Annotated in this window: 16 protein-coding genes; 4 read left to right on the top strand and 12 right to left on the bottom strand. The window is 40.1% G+C overall.

The genetic code is table 11. From position 1 onward, the window contains the following. Positions 1-311 precede the first annotated feature (311 nt). Positions 312-1,535 (top strand): DUF819 family protein, encoded by a 1,224-nt coding sequence (locus L0992_24110; protein ID XGB69460.1) that lies wholly within the window; start codon positions 312-314, stop codon positions 1,533-1,535. Between the two features lie 493 nt (positions 1,536-2,028). Here L0992_24110 and tnpA read toward each other — a convergent pair whose 3' ends face one another. Next, positions 2,029-2,466 carry an IS200/IS605 family transposase gene (gene tnpA, locus L0992_24105; GenBank protein ID XGB70424.1) on the bottom strand — a complete coding sequence of 146 codons (438 nt, stop codon included), beginning with the start codon at positions 2,464-2,466 and terminating at the stop codon, positions 2,029-2,031. Positions 2,467-2,657: 191 nt separating this feature from the next. Here tnpA and L0992_24100 point away from each other — a divergent pair, with 191 nt between their 5' ends. Together L0992_24100 and L0992_24095 are read left to right on the top strand one after the other, a co-directional pair. Further along, positions 2,658-2,813, top strand: coding sequence for a hypothetical protein (locus L0992_24100; protein XGB69459.1), 156 nt, complete (start codon positions 2,658-2,660; stop codon positions 2,811-2,813). Positions 2,814-3,383: 570 nt separating this feature from the next. Continuing rightward, the gene (locus L0992_24095; protein XGB69458.1) at positions 3,384-3,545 is read left to right on the top strand and encodes a hypothetical protein; all 162 of its coding nucleotides are present in this window, start codon (positions 3,384-3,386) and stop codon (positions 3,543-3,545) included. 294 nt (positions 3,546-3,839) lie between these two features. Here L0992_24095 and L0992_24090 read toward each other — a convergent pair whose 3' ends face one another. The 8 genes from L0992_24090 to L0992_24055 all read right to left on the bottom strand — a co-directional run bounded on the left by L0992_24090 (position 3,840) and on the right by L0992_24055 (position 12,434). Next, complete coding sequence (locus tag L0992_24090; GenBank protein ID XGB69457.1) at positions 3,840-4,763, bottom strand: carbohydrate kinase family protein; 924 nt, start codon at positions 4,761-4,763, stop codon at positions 3,840-3,842. 8 nt (positions 4,764-4,771) lie between these two features. Beyond that, on the bottom strand, positions 4,772-5,836 hold the full coding sequence (locus L0992_24085; GenBank protein XGB69456.1) for an SIS domain-containing protein: 1,065 nt from the start codon (positions 5,834-5,836) through the stop codon (positions 4,772-4,774). Continuing rightward, complete coding sequence (locus tag L0992_24080) at positions 5,823-6,914, bottom strand: ADP-ribosylglycohydrolase family protein (protein ID XGB69455.1); 1,092 nt, start codon at positions 6,912-6,914, stop codon at positions 5,823-5,825. The genes L0992_24085 and L0992_24080 overlap by 14 nt, the downstream gene beginning before the upstream one ends. Then, the gene (locus tag L0992_24075) at positions 6,914-7,894 is read right to left on the bottom strand and encodes an ABC transporter permease (protein ID XGB69454.1); all 981 of its coding nucleotides are present in this window, start codon (positions 7,892-7,894) and stop codon (positions 6,914-6,916) included. The genes L0992_24080 and L0992_24075 overlap by 1 nt, the downstream gene beginning before the upstream one ends. Positions 7,895-7,901: 7 nt before the next feature. Continuing rightward, the gene (locus L0992_24070) at positions 7,902-9,047 is read right to left on the bottom strand and encodes an ABC transporter permease (GenBank protein XGB69453.1); all 1,146 of its coding nucleotides are present in this window, start codon (positions 9,045-9,047) and stop codon (positions 7,902-7,904) included. A gap of 1 nt (position 9,048) precedes the next feature. Further along, positions 9,049-10,569, bottom strand: coding sequence for an ABC transporter ATP-binding protein (locus L0992_24065; protein ID XGB69452.1), 1,521 nt, complete (start codon positions 10,567-10,569; stop codon positions 9,049-9,051). 64 nt (positions 10,570-10,633) lie between these two features. Next, entirely contained in the window at positions 10,634-11,692 is a 1,059-nt protein-coding gene (locus L0992_24060; GenBank protein ID XGB69451.1) for a BMP family ABC transporter substrate-binding protein, read from the bottom strand. 544 nt (positions 11,693-12,236) lie between these two features. After that, positions 12,237-12,434, bottom strand: a complete 198-nt coding sequence (locus tag L0992_24055) for a GntR family transcriptional regulator (protein XGB69450.1) — start codon at positions 12,432-12,434, stop codon at positions 12,237-12,239. 402 nt (positions 12,435-12,836) lie between these two features. Between L0992_24055 and L0992_24050 the strand changes: the two genes are divergently transcribed. Beyond that, on the top strand, positions 12,837-13,571 hold the full coding sequence (locus tag L0992_24050) for a GntR family transcriptional regulator (protein XGB69449.1): 735 nt from the start codon (positions 12,837-12,839) through the stop codon (positions 13,569-13,571). A 42-nt stretch (positions 13,572-13,613) separates the two neighbouring features. Here L0992_24050 and L0992_24045 read toward each other — a convergent pair whose 3' ends face one another. The 3 genes from L0992_24045 to L0992_24035 form a co-directional block, all read right to left on the bottom strand. Next, positions 13,614-14,420: an outer membrane protein OmpK gene (locus tag L0992_24045; protein ID XGB69448.1), complete on the bottom strand. Its 807-nt coding sequence runs from the start codon at positions 14,418-14,420 to the stop codon at positions 13,614-13,616. A gap of 544 nt (positions 14,421-14,964) precedes the next feature. Then, complete coding sequence (ushA, locus tag L0992_24040) at positions 14,965-16,539, bottom strand: bifunctional UDP-sugar hydrolase/5'-nucleotidase UshA (GenBank protein ID XGB69447.1); 1,575 nt, start codon at positions 16,537-16,539, stop codon at positions 14,965-14,967. 1 nt (position 16,540) lies between these two features. After that, positions 16,541-17,671, bottom strand: coding sequence for an esterase-like activity of phytase family protein (locus L0992_24035; protein ID XGB69446.1), 1,131 nt, complete (start codon positions 17,669-17,671; stop codon positions 16,541-16,543). Between the last annotated feature and the right edge of the window lie 7 nt (positions 17,672-17,678).

The raw sequence follows: 17,678 nt of genomic DNA, 5'->3' as shown, positions 1-17,678 counted from the left end.
CATAAACCACACCTTAAACGTGGTTATATATGCACTCATTTTAGTCGTGCTATTCTCGACTAAAATTATGTTCACCAGTTTTAGGGGTTTGAACAGTATTGCATATATTAAAATCGAGCTTACCAGTCCTAGTGTAAACATTCATAAAACCAATAAATTAACCTTCAAACTCACAAATTAAGCTCATTTGAATTAACATAAATATTTCAAAATATGTCTCCCGTTACAATTTGTAACGAATGGAAGTTGTCGGTATAGTCCTGCAATCAAAAAAGTGAGACCTTTGCGCTCACCTTAAAGGAGATATAATAATGATTACTAATGATGCTGTAATAATGGGCATGTTAGCTGTTATTCTTGGCGGTGTATTTATCACGGAAAGTAGCCAAAATAGCGCACTGAAAAAATTCTACTCGTTCGTTCCGGGTCTATTGCTCTGTTACTTTGTTCCTTCGCTATTGAACAGCTTCGGCATCATCGATGCGTCAAACTCTAAACTGTATTTCGTAGCAAGCCGTTACCTACTTCCAAGTGCATTAGTTCTTCTGATCATCTCAGCAGACCTTCGTAAAATCTTTGGTCTTGGCTCTAAAGCCGTCATCATGTTCTTAACGGGTACAGCTGGCATCATCATCGGTGGCCCATTAGCGATTCTGATTATCGATCAAGTTAACCCTGATCTTGTTTCGGGCGACGTATGGCGTGGCCTAACGACTGTTGCGGGTTCTTGGATCGGTGGTGGCGCCAACCAAGCGGCAATGAAAGAAGTGTTTGAGGTTGATGACCAACTGTTCTCTGCGATGATTACGGTAGACGTTATCTGTGCAAACATTTGGATGGCCGTGTTACTTATCATGGCAGGTCGTCAGAAGAAGATTGATGCTTGGCTTAAAGCCGACACTTCATCAATCGAAGAGCTAAAAGAGACAGTATCTAAATACCAAGAAGAGAACGCTCGCCCAACGACGACAACCGATCTAATGAAGATCACTGCGATTGCATTTGGCTTAACTGGCCTAGCTCACTTATTCAGTGACCTTATCGCACCTTGGATCTCGACCAACGCTCCAGAACTTGCGAAATACAGCCTGACATCTGGCTTCTTCTGGTTAATCGTTATGGTAACGACTTTCGCTCTCATCGCTTCATGCTTTAAGTCGACACGCAGCCTTGAGCACAGTGGCGCGTCTAAAGTAGGTTCTGCGTTCATCTACATCCTAGTTGCGACTATCGGTATGCAAATGGACGTTACCGCTATCTTGGACAACCCAGGTTACTTCTTCATTGGTATCACATGGTTAACTATCCACGCTCTACTTATGATTGCGATGGCGAAGCTAATCCGTGCTCCACTGTTCTTCATGGCAGTAGGTAGCCAAGCTAACGTAGGTGGCGCGGCATCAGCTCCTATCGTAGCGGCGGCATTTCACCCAGCATTGGCACCAGTAGGTATCCTGATGGCAGTATTGGGTTACGCGCTCGGTACATACGGTGCTTACATCTGCGGCCTTATCATGCAAGCTGCTGCGGGTTAATTGTTCTAACTTAGCTAAAAACAACCATTAAACATCAAAGTCCGATATTGGTACGCCAATATCGGACTTTTTCATGCCTACAAATTAGTCATGATGTAGTGAAAACACGAAATCAAGATCATCTGTAGCCCCAAAAATGCCAACAAGTATTGAAGTGTTTCATTTTTGGACTTTTCAATCTTCTTGTTCACATACGATTGAGATACTGGGTCGATTTCGTTAATTGAATCTTTGAATGCTTTGGCAAGTAACACCGCCCTCTTCTCTGGAACGCCTGCATTGCTCAGTGTGTTAGATAACTTTCTAACGTCTACTCGTACAATTTGATACACCAATAATTAGATTAAGTGCTTGAAATCTATCATGGAGAATTGGTCGCATCTCGATTCAAAACGAATCATCGTTCAGACTGACTAAACGCCTGTTAAAAAATATCCGCCTTCTTAGAAGGCGGTTTTGCTTTATAACCCCCTAAAGGGGGGCGTCCGCGCTATCAGTTCTTCAATAACTGTAATTGTTGTTCATACTCTATGTCCTGCTTATCTTGGTGTCGTACATATCGCCGAATGACTTCTTCATTCACACCGACCGTATCTACAAAATACCCTCTAGCCCAAAAGTGATTTCCCCATAATTTCTTACGTATATGTGGGAATCTATTGAAAAGTCGAATTGCTGTTCGGCCTTTTAAAACTCCTAACAAACTCGATACTGATAACTTGGGAGGAATAATGACAACAAGATGAACATGATCTGGTTGAACGTTTAATTCTAAAACTTCGCAGTCTTTCATATTGCACAAAATATAGATTGAACGATAAAGCTCCTTTCCTACCTTATCTTTCAAAATCTTATATCTGTACTTTGGAGTCCAAACTATATGGTATTTGCAACGCCAATAGACATGTGATGAACTTCTGTAATCGCCCATGTGGTTGTTTCCTCTTACTTGTGGTGAATAAGAGGTTACTTCTAACATGGGCACTTCTTCAGGCTATAGCCTCAAGGAACAATCACCACCGCCCTAGGCGGTGGTTTTGAGGAGCCAATAAAATCCTTGATTTATACGAACACACCTATCCAGTTATATTGATTATTGAAGTGATTGAAGAGGTGATGACGATGAAAGAACTCGATAGATACTGTGAACAGATAAACCTAGAACTGACAGAGCAAGATGTAGTTAAGCTTGGCTGGAACAAGCCAATGTTTAGCAAGAGCGTTGCTCTGTTATCAGCTATGTCTTTATTTGCTTTATGGTTAACCTTTTGGCTTTAATAAAACAGGCTAAACGACCATCGTTCAGCCCATCTAATTGAGTCATACTAAACCAAGATTAATCGAATAAAGACGTCAGTTTATTTTCCACTACAGGGCTAATGTTGAAACTCAACATAAAGTCCGGACGCGTGTTTTCATCTTTCTCGATATAGTAATTAGCTTCAATGCCAAACTTCCAAGGCCGACCATTCAAAACGGTCGTTTTACTCACGCTAATATTCAACGGAATCTCCCCCTGATCTTTATTCCAATCGTAGGAGAGTGTTGGCGTTGAACCTACCGTCCAACCATCTTCTAATAACTCCCACCAAGAAACAGCTTCGATAAATTTTCAAGCAGAAGGTGTTTTGTCTCAGGCAGAGAACTTGCGTAACAAAACTCGTAAAAGATTAAACAAAGCTAAAGGTGACTCATACGAGAAAGAGATTCTTGCGATGCGTAATACCATTGAAGGCTATAAAGATGACTATATCATCCCAAATCGAGCTGTCCTAGATGACCTCGCCGAAGAGTACAGATATAAAGAAGCAGGGGAAGAACTAAAAGCAGCCCGTAAACGAGTAAACTATGGTCAAAGAAGCTCATGCCGGCGCGTATGATTATGTTCAAGCTCACCGTAAAACTTATGCAATTCATTTTGCCGTTGATGCTTTCAATGGAAAGGTCGATAGTACTCTATCCTATCTAAAACAAAGCATGATAACTTCGGGAAGATCCAACAAGAAATAGTCGACACTTTTGCTTTGATAAGTAGGTAACTGTCAGATCAGGTCTGAATTACTACACATATCAATAACTCCACTTGTATATACAACGTCATTAGTCAATAACTAAGCACTCGGATACTATCCAGTATCAGAAAAAGAAAAATCAGAGTAAATCTACACAGCTCAATATTAAATATGACGTGGTCAACAATCTCGAACACTTCCTTACCACAGTTTTATTCCATATGCACTATCTTGCCGAATATTTCCTTTATAATAACTATACTAATCTTTTAGTTACGGTAAAAATACATATTTAGCGACTGGTAGTTACTAACAAAAACTCTGTCACACATTCTATTGTTGGCACAGCTCCTTTTGGACCTAAACCACCGATACTGTAAGCTGCAGCGGCACAGGAAAATTCAAGACTTTTATCCAATTGATAACCATTTATTTTACTAAATAAAAAAGAAGCATTAAATGTATCACCCGCACCAGTGGTATCGATAACCTCTACCTCGAAACCTGAATGCCTTTCTATTTCCCCTTTATTATTTGCTGCTAACACTCCATTTGCCCCCAAAGTAACGATAATAGTATCAAGGTTATACTGTTCAATCAGTATATGTAGTATCTCTTCGGTTAAGTCCTGTTCGATCGCTTTGGTAAAACCTTCTTCGTTAAAAAATACAATGTCTGAATGAGTTAGAATCGCATGGGTATCTTCTTTAGACGCTACGATAGTCGACTCAATATCAACCACCACTTTTGTCTCATACTTATAAGCAAGCGCTGCTATTTCAACAAATTTGCAAATATCACCAGGCATAGTGTAAAGATATTCAGCCTGAGAAACAGCGAGTATCGCCCTACTTTTCGAATACTCATAATGACATGCTGGAACAAATATGAGTGACTTCTCTCCTGTGTCATCAAGCATAATGATCGCTTGGTTCGCCTCAAAACCTTCGATCTGCTCTACAAAGCTAGTATCTATATTGTACTTAGCATACTCATTGAGAATTTCTGCACCGTGACCATCGGTACCTACCTTTGCGAGTGCAGTAACCTTCACACCTAAACTACCAAGAACACAGGCACTATTGGCTACGGTCCCACCGATCTGCGATGAAACTTTTTCACCTAATACTTTGTCGTCATGTTTAGGTAGGTGATCTACCTTAATAGTGGTATCGATATTGGCGTCGCCGACCGCTAAAACCTCAAATAGCTTCATAAAACCCTCTAAATTTCAGCTCTTACATAGCCACACTCTGTTGCGTAAATAGCCATATAAAAAGTAATGTGTTGAATTATATTAAGTAAAAATAGAGATTTCACTTCTTGAGAACACTTACCTCTTCTTAATAAACTGATTGCCGTAAAATTTTCATCTTTACTAAAACTATACTGGGATACATCATAAGTACAAATTAATACAACTCGAGCTGACTTAACCAATAATTCGTCTATCGTGTCATGGACAAAAGGATCTAAATTTTCTGAATCACAGGTAATAAAAATGACCTTCTCTCTTTGAGGAATAAACATTCTTAGAGAATGATGATACTCCTCTATCTCCATAAAATTTGCTTCAACTTCAGGACCACAAACTAATAGGTTTGCAAATGACTCAGACAGTATGGCTCCAAATCCAGTTCCGACACACGAATACCTGTACTTAGAATCGTAAAAAGTTTCAATTTTATTGCGATGTGTTGCCAAAATTTCAACAATTTCAGTATCAAACCCAAGAACATAGTCAAAGAGATCCAAAGAATAGAAGCGCTTAACTGCAGGCATTAACTGTTGTGCTACCAGCAACAAAGCTACAAAAGTAGCAACTGTACTTTGTGTTGGCATTCCTTTCTTAGAAGCAAAAGTAGAATAAAATAAATCTGGTACATCTTCAGCCCTCCAAACTTTTGCATTATTTGTCAATACAATTGAAGTAGCAGGCGAATCGATAACCGACTTGAGTACATCTATCACTAGCGAAGGACGACCGCTCGATGAAACAACCAAAACACACGTTTCACTATCTAACCGTGAAGAATATCGCTTGAAAAAATCAAAAGACTGCACTGCCGTAACATATTTATCAGTAAATTTAAAGATCTCCTCAAAGTACCTTGCTGCCACAAATGACTCACCGCTTCCAACAACAAATAAACGTTTAGATTGCTTTATAACTTCAACCACTCTGTCAATCTGCTTTCGATTACTAATCAAAAAGTGCAAACTTTCCCATGTAGACGCCAATTCAGCCTCTGTATGATCTAGGGGCATAATAGTCTTAGCTGACTGCATGAGCATCATCCAATGCTTTAATTGCTAGAGTGGTTAATCCTTCAGCAATCTGATCAATATTGAAGTCCTTGCTGTTCACTTCCGACCATTGAGCGTACATATCTGCTGGAATCGACTCAAAGCCATTCCATGCACCTGAAATTGAACCAACCATAGTAGCAATACTATCCGTATCATTACCTACATTTGCTGAAGCAATAATTCCTTGCATAATGTTACCTTTAGTAAATGCAAAGATACCTATCGCGCATGGTATAGACTCATGTGCTGTAACCGAGTTGCCGATATAACCTTCAATTTTGCGAAGAAATTCAATCAGCTCTCCTCCCTCATTTGCAATATCAATCGCCAGTTCTATCTTCATGTGAATACTAGGGCCAGCTACCACACGAGCATGTTTACGTGCATAGGCTTCACCGTAGCGAGCTCCTTTTAGAGAAGCTTCAAGAATACTTACAACAGTGGCATCTTCAACCATAGCCTCTGATACTGCGGCAGCAATCGCACAAGCGGAAGCAATCGCAATGTTAGTATCATGGGACGGGATACAAGTTAAAGCAGCCAGCTCACAAGCTTTATCTACATTACCTGGATAAACTAATCCGGCAGGGGCAACACGCATGCCTGCACCGTTAGTTACACCAACTTGCGGAGCTTGTCGCTTTGACGTGCCAATACGACCAATCGTATTTGTTGGCACCCCTTCTCTCAAAGCTTTAACTACTAGTTCAGTAGTTGGACCTTTGTAGTTAGCATATGGCTCCATTTCAGCCCAACGAAGAAGACACTCAACCCAATCTTCATTTGTAAATTTTCCATAGCCTGCTTTGATAATACCTTCCGCTAAAACATACATCTGACTAGCATCATCTGTAATTAGCCCGGAAACACCATTTAAATCACCTGCAAACGTATCTTTAGGTGGCTCGACAAATTTAGTCAGCAAGCCATTATGAGCTTCTAGGATCTCATCGATCGAGTACAGTTCGGTTGGCGCGCCTAGAGCGTCACCCATCCCCGCAGCGGCCAAAGCACCTTTAATCTTATTAAATACAGTCGCGTTTTGTTGAGTAGTCATTATGCATTTCCTTTTAGATTATAAATTGCTTTCGCTAGTTTTTTCTTCTTGCGCTCTTTGTAGACGCTATGAATGATAAGAGCGGAAATCGTTACAATTGCAGGAATCATAGCAACGATTTCACTAGGGATTTCGAACAGAGCTAAACGAGGCTCTAAAGCTGTGCTTGCACCAAAGATTAGAGCAGCGAACATGGCACCAACTGGGTGCTTAGCACCAAGGTAGATAGCCGCTAGTGCAGTGAATCCACGACCTGCGGTCATGTTGGCTTGGAAGAACGATAGGTACCCCATCGATAAGTACACACCACCTAAACCAGCAAGCAACCCACTTAACAGTATGGCTTGATATTTCACTCGCTTAACATCAATACCAACTGAACGAGCCGCGTCTTCATTTTCACCGACTGCTCGTAGGTTCTTACCTAAACGAGTCTTGTAAAGCAGCGTACTTACAGCAACGACACTTAGGAATGCGATGAACGTCAGGAAATTATAGCCGCGACCAGAGTCTGAATTAATTAACTCACCAAGCACTGGAATATGATTAACCAAAGGGATCTGAATTTCAGGTAATGTCGGACTCACTAGCGTACTCGTTGAACCTTTATCACCAGTTAGAGCGAACATCAGAAAGACTGTTAAACCACCGGCAAGCACGTTAATACCAATACCAGAGAGGATGAGATCCGAACCAAGTTCAAGGTGGAAAAAAGCAAGTAACCAAGCCAAAGCAACAGAAGACAACAAACCTACTCCCATACCAAACCACGGAGCAAACCAAGACATTTCCGGAACCCACATCAACCAATAAGCACCTGATAACACACCAAAAAACGCCGCGATTAACATTAGGCCCTCCAAAGCAATGTTGATAACGCCACACAGCTCAGTTAACAAACCACCCATCGTTGCGAGGAGCAGTGGTGTTGCAGCACGTAAAGTTGCCGCTAAAAAGGCAAACGAAAAAATTGTTTCCATTGACATTTCAAACATCTTTAGCGACCCCATTAGAATTAGTTAGTTGGGAAGAATCAGACGCTTTCTTTCCATACTTAACTTTTATGCGATTTAAGAAAGGTTTCAGTTGATCAACCATCACAAATAGGATGATCAAGGCTTGGATAATTAGCACTAACTCACGAGGTACATCAGTACTGCGTTCCATAATTTGCGAACCCACCCGAAGGTAGCTGTAAAGCAAAGCACACAATGGAATTAATCGTGGGTCATTTCTTGCAAGTAAAGCGACTACAATACCTTCAAAGCCAATTCCTGGCGCCAGATAAAGATTAAGTCGGCTTGTTACCCCCAATGCCAAATGTGCACCTGCTAAGCCAGCAAATACACCACTTACTGCAAACGTCAGCATGACAACTCTCTTAGTTGCAATACCGCCATAACGAGCAAACTTTTCATTAACACCAAGAATATTAAGCTGATACCCAAACTTCGAACGGTAAATAAGCAATACAACAAATGCAGACGCTGCAAGCATAATGTAGAACATTGACGTCAATTTAGTGCCTGGAAGAATTCGGTCTAAACGCATATCCACTGGAATAGTTTCTGATGCAATAAAACCTGCTGTTGGATCATTCATATAGTACACAAGGATGTAGCGATACAATTGCACAGCAATGATATTCAACATCAAAGTACTAACGATTTCATTCGCGCCAAGATATGCTTTTAGGTAACCCGGAATCATCCCCCAAAGAAATCCAATTGTCGCTGCTGAAAACAGCGCTAGCGGCACAACAAAAAAGCTAGGGCCATCAATGTAGATAACAACAGCCGCTGAAGCGATGGCACCTAAGAAAAGTTGCCCCTCTGCTGCCATACTAAATTGGCGCGCTCGAAATGCTAAACAAACGGATAAACCAAGTAAAACAAGAGTTGTAAAATCAATAAGCCATGAACCCGTGCGGCTTAAGCCACGAAGTTTTATTCCCGTATCCGAAATATCGACTATCGGGAACGGACCAGTTAACAGAACCTTGAATGCACCAACAGCATCTTCGCTAACAAACAGTGTAATGATAAAGCCAATTGTGATGGCCGCGGTAACAACTGATAAGATACGTAACAGCTCACCAAAGATATTACCTTTGTTTAAAGTAAGACTACTCATGTTATGACTGCCTCTTTAGCCCAAGCATGTAAAGACCGAGGGCCTTTTCATCAATGTTTTCATTCTTAAACACACCGACAATCTCACCTTTATAGATAACAGCGATGCGATCAGAGATTGACAAAATCTCATCTAAATCTGCAGAGAGTAAAAGCACACCTTTTTTGTTATCTCGGAGTGTAATTAATTCATTCCTAATCAGTTGAGCAGCACCAATATCGACGCCTCTAGTGGGTTGGGCTGCAATCAGAAATTTAGGCTCTGCAGAAACTTCCCGAGCAATTACAACTTTTTGCATATTACCGCCAGACAGGGAACCAATTGCGGTTTCCTGGCTCTTGCAGCGAATATCAAATCGGGCGATAAGGTGGTCTAGGTGCTCTTTTATGTACCCCATCTTTAGAAGTCCCATATCACCGAAGCTTTTCTGGTGATAACGATCAACTATTACGTTATCACGAATGGACGCTTCCCCAGCTGTACCATCCCCTTTTCGGTCTTCAGATACATGGGCAACTTTAAGATCACGAATTTGACGTGGAGTCTTCCCTTGGATGGCCTGGCCGTAAAACTCAATATCCCCAGAAGTTGGTTTATCTAGACCAGAAATCAGTCGCGCTAACTCTGTTTGACCGTTTCCTTCAACACCTGCAATCCCAAGCACTTCCCCCTCATAAACATCGATTGAAAGGTTGTTAATTCGCTGGATACCAGCACTATCTTTATAGTTAAGACCTTTGATTTCTAGGGCTTTAATACCAATATCTTGTGATTTTCTGTAGTAAGTGTTATCGACTTCTCGACCAACCATACTATTCGCGAGTTGCTCTACCGACACGCTATCAGTATCAAAATTGCCTGTTACTTTGCCATGTTGGATAACGGTAATTTTGTCTGAAGCAAATTTCACTTCTTTCAGCTTATGAGTAATAAATATGACTGATTTATTTTGCTCTCTTACAAGCCTTTTAAGAGAAACAAATAACTCTTCGCTTTCTTGAGGGGTCAATACAGCCGTGGGTTCATCAAGAATAAGAAGGTCGGCACCTCGGTATAATGCTTTTAAAATTTCAACACGTTGACGCATACCAACAGGAATGGACTCAACAGTTGCTTCCGCGTCAATATCAAATTTGTACGTTTCAGCAAGGGCTCTAGTGACGCGAATTGCATCTTCTTTATCAAGAAAACCACCTTTTAACACGTCTGCACCGAGTGTGATATTTTCCGCCACTGTAAATGAAGGGACAAGCATAAACTCTTGATGAACCATACCAATACCCAACTCAATCGCTTCTTTAGGGCTGTCTAAATCCAGTTTGTCACCTTTGTAATAAATATCTCCTGATGTTGGTTTTACCAAACCATATAGCATTTTCATCAGCGTACTTTTACCTGCACCATTCTCGCCGCAGATGGCATGCATAATCCCTTGTTGCACATTGAAACTGATATCAGTATTTGCAACTACGCCATTATCATAAGTCTTGGAAATTCCATCGACTCTTAAAAAATCAGTCATTATATCGAGGCCTCGGTCAGTGAGCAGAGTAATAAAGGCTTATCCCTGCTCCAACATGCTTGTATTAGCGGTTGAATACGGAATTAGCTACAAGAGACTTATTAATAAGCTTTAACTCAATAGACTTGATATTTTCTTGCACTGGGTAAGGTGTCACCGATTTGTATACTTCATTCTTAGCCAAACCAACGGCACCTTCCTTGACACCTATAAACTCTGACTGGCCGTAGTTAAGCTCACCTTTTTTGGCTTTTTCAAGCACAAGAAGTAAGCCAGTATCTACATTCTTCAATACAGAAGTAATAATAAGGCTCGCTTGAGTTGGGTTAGACGCTTTAAGAATTTCAGATTGGTCAGCATCAACACCAATTGCGTAACGATTTTCTTCTTGTGCTGCCTCAAACACACCTTGCCCCGTACCACCGGCTACAGCAAAAACGATGTCTGCACCTTGATCATATAGTGCTTTTGCAATCTCTTTACCTTTAGCAGGGTCAGTCCACGAATTCGCGTACTGCACAAGTACTTTCACGTCTTTATCAACAAATTCAACACCTTGCTCGAAACCTACAACAAAGTCTTGAATTACAGGGACTTCTTGACCACCAACAATACCTACGACCATTTTGTCTTTATTTGCTTGCGGTGCCTCTGACTTAGTCATGCTTGCAGCATAAGCACCGGCTAATAACGAGGCTTCACTTTGCTTGAACAATAGTGAGTAAACGTTGTCACATTTATTACTACATGCGCTGTAGTCAACTTCAGCATCAATAAGTACGAATTTCTTATCTGGATACTCTTGAGCAAGCTCTTGAACAACACTTGCCATTGGGTAAGTCACAGCGACATAAACATCGTAGTCCTCGAACTCTACAACATCACGAAACGCTGGTTCCCACTGGGTGCTATCTAAGCCTGCTTCAACCGTCCTAGAGCGCATATTGAGTTTTTCTTTGGCCATCTCCATACCGCGCTGCGCAGAATCCATGAATGACTTATCTCCTAACGTGCCATGCACGAAGTAAACAGCACTAAAGTCGTCAGCAGCTTTCACGGTAGATGAAAGACCTGCAACAAGAGCTAAACTACTCACTAATGTTATACCGATAAATTTTTTCATATTATTATTCTCCGCAGGATTTAAACTTGTAAATATTTCCTATTGATTCTTACGGTGTAGTCGTAACAACTTGATATATAAACCATCTCAACATGTTCTAATGGTTGTAAGGGGAGCTGAATACGTCACACGACATCAGGTCAAAACAGCTTCACTCGTTGATATTTCTAGAACCTTGCTTTCAGCGAGAGAGGGAAACCTTGCAGTTAAAAACTCGATCACTTCAATAGGTTTTAATCCCCATTGGTCTCCTATCAATAGATAAAGACTCGCTTTTGACTGAGCTCACACTCAATAACCAAGCTCCTTTAATAATAGGTAAATAAACCGTGTGAACACCAATTGCCATCGAACCATCACATCTCAAACAACATATTTTTTAATCTTGTCTAACTAGGGCTCTAACCCTAATCGATTCCGAATGTAGTCACTCGGCGTAACTACACTCACTTCCAATATGGACTGATTAGCAGATTTTCCTTCTAGAGCTATAACCTCACTAAAAAAATGAAGAGAACGAAAACTATCTCTTAAACTTAAAAACTTAACGGACGTGCAACGCAACGGTGCCACTCCCATGTTCACTGCGTAAGTAACCTTCCTCCGTCATCATTTGAATTGCTTTGCGAACAGTTGAACGACTGACTGAATACTCAAGGCTAATTTTGCGTTCTACAGGTATTGCATTGTTCTCTTGCCAAATACCATCATTACCTTTAAACGTGTAAAAAGAGTCTTGCACTTCGGCTCGTTGCCCATCATTCACTATCCCATTACTGTAGCTTACATAATAACAATACACAATTGGTACGAACCAAACAATAAAAAATGAGCAAAAAACCTATTAATGTGATGTCAATCATTATTAAACCATAACAAAAACGATTGCCCAAACCAAATAAACACCAACAAAAACAAAGAATTATATAAATTCAGGAATAAAAACCCAGAGCAAAGCACCAGTAAAAGGTTCGTACCAAAATAAAATTCAAAACTCAAATAATCTTACTCGTCTTGTATGTGATACTGTTGATATTAGTTGTAGAGACAAGGACATTAGATATAGTATCTCTCAGAAATGGATTTAATTATTGGGCTAGGGTGGAGTCTTTGGCCAATCTAATTTGACGATAGTGAAGTACGCATGAAAAAGATAAGAAAATACGTAGAGTTGGCAAATCGCTTAAAGGAGCAGATCGAGGCGGGGTTATGGAAAGAAAATACAGCAACCCCAACAGAACGTCAGATCAGCGAATCTTATGACGTCAGCCGTTCAACTGTCCGCAAAGCAATTCAAATGATGACGGAGGAAGGTTACTTACGCAGTGAGCAAGGAAGCGGCACTTTCGTTCGTCCTTCAAACTCCCGAGATAATCAGCGCTCATTACATAGTCTTAGTGACGATTTGGAGTCCAAAGGGCTCTCTATTGGTCAAATAATTCTCGACTTGGAGGTCATTGAACCGAATAAGTTTATTAGAGATAAACTATCTATACATGGTACTGATGACCGCGTACAAAAAATAAGGCGTGTGCGTCTATCAGGAACTACACCTATCGGCATTCATACAGCGTACATCCCTTTAAATGGCCACAAACCGATAACTGAAGTCGAATTAATGAATAGTCAGAGTCTTTATAGACTACTCAACCAGAACTGGGGAATTAAGCCAGTCGAAGCTGTTGAATCGTTAAGCGCAAGGCTTCCCTCACCTCAAGAAAGTCAGTACCTTGAAATTACGATGAACGAAGCTGTTCTAATATGCAATCGAATAAGTTATTCTTCGAAAGATCAGCCTATTGAGTATGTTGAAATGGTTTACCCTTCAAGTCGGTTTGACTACACAATTCGAATTAATAGTCGATCTTATTATCAATAAAAAAGCGGTTGCACCGCTTTTTTATTGATATGAAATTATTAATTAGAACGAGTAGCCGACGCTAAAGTAATGCGCTACACCTGTTGTTTTACCAGCAAAACCCTCATCTTTTAGACCATAAATATCTTTAAAAAATTTCAAACCGTAGCCTACTGAAACTTTATCGTTATGCCAGTAAAAACCGTTAAACATAGCAAAACCAGTCGATGATAGGTTATCAGGATCGGAATCATCCATTCCCCAAGTAAAATCACCATAACCTTGAAAAGCTAAGAACGAACCATTATCGAAATAAATTAGCGGATTAAACCAACCAGTAGAAATCTGATATCCATTCCATTCTCGAGTATTAACATCATACTGGCGTAATATACTCCAACCCATAACTCCCATAATTGGAACTTCTATATCCGCTCCAATACCAATCAACCCGCCATTAGTAGAAATATTGTTACCTGAATGACCAGCTCCCCCAGTAGAGTAAACTCCCGACACGTATAATTCTTTAACTGGCCCAAATGAAAAGTCCTTCCTAAGCAGACCGTCAATAGACATACGAGGTGCAATTTTCATAAATAGCTTTTCTTGGTCATATTTGTCGCTATCTTCGGAATCAAATGGATTAAATAAATCCACATATCCGTACATATCAAAGATACCCGAACGGCCACCAAACTCCAACTCAACATAATCGTGGTCTGACTCTCCAGGTAACTCATCTACAGCAAACATATAGTTAAACTTAAACCATCGATGGTCATTCTTGCTCACGTCGTCAAAGTAGTCTAAAGCCAGCGCTTGACCGCTAAACATAAATGTTAAAGTAATAGTTATAATTCTTCTCTTCATAGCCATGCCTTAATATTGGTAAGTACCAACCAACGCTACCACATCAGCAAAACGTTAAAAAGCTCAATAAAACTGCTATCTGGAACTAAAAACACATTAAAACAATAAGTAATCCGAAAAATAAAACAAATTGGTACTAACCTTACTTCTTTATCCCACCACACACAAAAAAAGAAAGAGTGTCATATTCAAAAGGAAGTTGCTTAGTCTAATTCGATTTAAAGGTGGGCCTTATTTAGTTCAACGTTAATATTTCAATTAAGAGCATTCCTGCTTTTCCCGATTCCTGACATAACCGTCAAATACTTTCTTCATTAATCCCTATGCAATCGACAAATCCAAAATACGTGGGAAGCTTGATTGTATCTACTTATGTTATTTGTCCTCTTTGACTTCGCTAAAAATCAAGGGAGCATTTAACATGGGTAGAACTACAGGCAAAGCCCAACTGAATGATAACCACCTACTGAAGTAGGTGGTTTAGGGCTGAAAATAAAAAAGCGGCTAAATAGCCGCTTAGAATTATTACAACTTCTCCGTGTTGTTAGTTATTTTGGATTAGGAACTCCTTTAATACATCTGCATCTAAATATCCAGTATCAACATAAGTTGGATGTTTGTTGAGTTTTGGGTATCCATCGCCGCCACGAGAAGCATAGCTAGAAAGCGCTAACTTGTATGTATTGGTAGGACTAAGCTTCTTACCATCTATGGTAACTTCTCCATCGACCAAGTTGAAGTTAGTACTTCTCTGCACATAACCACCAGAGCCTGGAGTTTTCTTTAATACCTCAGAAAGATAAGTCTTAAGTTCACTACCAGATAGTTCAACAGTAACTATGCTGTTGCCCCAAGGCAGTACTTTCAAAATATTTCTATACGTTACTTCGCCTTCATCAATACTGTCGCGAATACCTCCTGAATTCATGATGGCTAAATCAGCTCCAGTTTTAACCATCATAGAATCAGAAATAACATTACCTAAATTGGTTTGCTGAGACCTCACAACCTTTCTATCACCTTCAAGTCTTTGAGCAATATTCGTGATTCGATAATTGATTAAATTGTTCCCTTTCTCATAATAAGGTTTGAGTAACGATATTATATCTTCGTCTTGATCAATCTCATTTTGATAAAGAACATACTTTTTATTACCGTCCAATTTAACCTTTTTCTTCAAGTTAACAGGGATGAGTTGGTAATTAATCAGTTCCACTACGCCTTCTTTAATGATGAAATCTGCTCTCCCAACAAACCTCCCCCACTCTTGCGCCTGCATGATCCAAGTGCCATTGTGCCTATCAGGCCAACAGGCATCACCAGGTTCAAAGACTTCTTTCTTTCGAGAGTTTTTCTGATAACAAACAGCATTTTGAGAGTGCCCACCAATGATTGCATCAAGCGTACCATTTGGAAGGTTGTTCGCTAGTGTAACGTCACCGTAAGCATTGGATCCATGTTCACCATTTACATAGTGCCCCATATGAGTTAAAGCAATTACAACATCAGGACTCTTGGCATCGAGTTCTTTGGTCAGTTTTAACACCTCTTGGCTAGGATCATTGATAATGTATTTCTGTTTGAGTGTCGAAGAGCCAACTTTAAGTGTATCCGTAGTTGTTAAACCAAGCACGGCAACTCTTAAACCATCAAAGTCAAACAGCTTATATGGGGCAAATGAGCGTTCATTTGTGGATTTGTCATAAATATTGGCCGATAGAAATGGCACTTGCGACCAAACCTGTTGCATATTCATGATACCATATGAAACGTCAAATTCGTGATTCCCAACCGCCATGGCATCATAACCAAGATATTTCATGCCGATAAAATCAGGCTTAGCATATTGCATGTCTGATTCAGGAACACCTGTGTTTATGTCACCACCGGACAGTAATAAGGTTTGACCTCCTTTAGAAGCCACCTCATCTCGAATCGAATCAATCAACGTCTTACGAGCAGCCATGCCAGCTTGATCACGTTCATCCTTCCAGAAGCGACCATGGTGGTCGTTAGTATGAAGAACAGTAAGGTATTGCTCTTGGTTCATAACTTCTTCGGCGTCACTTGCACTACTAAAAGCCAAAACAAGGGTTATTAGAGTTAGTCTAATTTTCATACTAACGTTGCTCCAAGTCGGGCGCCGAAATCAATACCAACTGACTTTTTTGATGTGGTTGAAAATTATTATCCGCACTGAATAGCAATGTTGATTTTCCATCAACCAACGGACCATAAGTTAAACCTTCATAATTTTGCTGGTCTGAGACAAGGTCAGAAAATTTAAAGTATAATGACTTATAAGCTGGTAGTATCGGATTTGGTGCATCAACATCACTTACTGAATGTGTCCCTTTTAAGTTTGTTGCATTTGTGAGATTCACTTTAAAAACACGAACATCAAAGTCGAAACAGCAATACCCTTCTTTTACTGAATACCCATTTCGTTCGACTACTAATAACCTATTGTTATCGATTGCTAATATGTCAGAAACGCCATTGTCATGAACACCATATTTACTCTGAACATTTATTCGATCGACCACATAGCCATATTCACCAACCAATTTCAACTGAGAGGATTTATCGACTTCAAACTTTAATATTCGAGATAGAGAAGGGGTCGTCGGGGTGGAAACGGAACCATCTTGAATCAAAGCAGATTCAGTTGCTACAAACAATGTAGTACCATCAGGAGATAGACTCATACCTTCCAAGGACTGGTTCTTCCTAAGACCAATTGTTTTATTATCCCCCTTATAATAAGCAGGCAGCAGGTATGAAACATCACTAATTTGATTCCCATCAAGGTCAGAAACTATCAAAGTGTGACTAGCTTCTGAACCCCATAAGATATTACCACTAGGCAGTAATACCAATGATTCTGGGTCTTTCTCATTCGGACCGAAAGGTTTACCTTGTTTGTTCTTCAATACAACTACGTCGTCAATTTTAAACTGGTTATAATTGTCGGAGAACGACCCTTTGTAAAACCGAGTTAACCCTTTCGATGGACGGGAACGAGCATCCGATAATGCAACAAACTTTTTTGAAGAAACCATGGCTATTGCGGACAATCCACCAATTTCTTGAGTTTTACGTGCAAGCTTATCACTTCCTGATGACTTGTAATTTTCAACAAGAGTACCAGTTTCCAAATCCATGATACGAACAACTGAAACTTCAGATGCCATAACCGAAGTACACAGACTCATCAACGCAAATATTGCTGTAATTCTAGTAGTTTTCATTGTGAAA

This window comes from Vibrio pomeroyi (genome assembly GCA_041879425.1).
Lineage (GTDB): Bacteria > Pseudomonadota > Gammaproteobacteria > Enterobacterales > Vibrionaceae > Vibrio > Vibrio pomeroyi_A.
The sequence above is the reverse complement of the archived record's forward strand: the minus strand, read 5'-3'. Positions and strand labels throughout refer to the sequence as shown.

Excerpts from the sequence above, each read along its gene's own strand:
- L0992_24075 (XGB69454.1), bottom strand. The coding sequence starts at position 7,894 with ATGGAAACAATTTTTTCGTTTGCCTTTTTAGCGGCAACTTTACGTGCT.
- L0992_24050 (XGB69449.1), top strand. The coding sequence starts at position 12,837 with ATGAAAAAGATAAGAAAATACGTAGAGTTGGCAAATCGCTTAAAGGAG.
- tnpA (XGB70424.1), bottom strand. The coding sequence starts at position 2,466 with ATGGGCGATTACAGAAGTTCATCACATGTCTATTGGCGTTGCAAATAC.
- L0992_24065 (XGB69452.1), bottom strand. The coding sequence starts at position 10,569 with ATGACTGATTTTTTAAGAGTCGATGGAATTTCCAAGACTTATGATAAT.
- L0992_24080 (XGB69455.1), bottom strand. The coding sequence starts at position 6,914 with ATGACTACTCAACAAAACGCGACTGTATTTAATAAGATTAAAGGTGCT.
- L0992_24095 (XGB69458.1), top strand. The coding sequence starts at position 3,384 with ATGGTCAAAGAAGCTCATGCCGGCGCGTATGATTATGTTCAAGCTCAC.
- L0992_24070 (XGB69453.1), bottom strand. The coding sequence starts at position 9,047 with ATGAGTAGTCTTACTTTAAACAAAGGTAATATCTTTGGTGAGCTGTTA.
- L0992_24090 (XGB69457.1), bottom strand. The coding sequence starts at position 4,763 with ATGAAGCTATTTGAGGTTTTAGCGGTCGGCGACGCCAATATCGATACC.
- L0992_24085 (XGB69456.1), bottom strand. The coding sequence starts at position 5,836 with ATGCAGTCAGCTAAGACTATTATGCCCCTAGATCATACAGAGGCTGAA.
- L0992_24035 (XGB69446.1), bottom strand. The coding sequence starts at position 17,671 with ATGAAAACTACTAGAATTACAGCAATATTTGCGTTGATGAGTCTGTGT.
- L0992_24100 (XGB69459.1), top strand. The coding sequence starts at position 2,658 with ATGAAAGAACTCGATAGATACTGTGAACAGATAAACCTAGAACTGACA.
- L0992_24045 (XGB69448.1), bottom strand. The coding sequence starts at position 14,420 with ATGAAGAGAAGAATTATAACTATTACTTTAACATTTATGTTTAGCGGT.
- L0992_24060 (XGB69451.1), bottom strand. The coding sequence starts at position 11,692 with ATGAAAAAATTTATCGGTATAACATTAGTGAGTAGTTTAGCTCTTGTT.
- ushA (XGB69447.1), bottom strand. The coding sequence starts at position 16,539 with ATGAAAATTAGACTAACTCTAATAACCCTTGTTTTGGCTTTTAGTAGT.
- L0992_24110 (XGB69460.1), top strand. The coding sequence starts at position 312 with ATGATTACTAATGATGCTGTAATAATGGGCATGTTAGCTGTTATTCTT.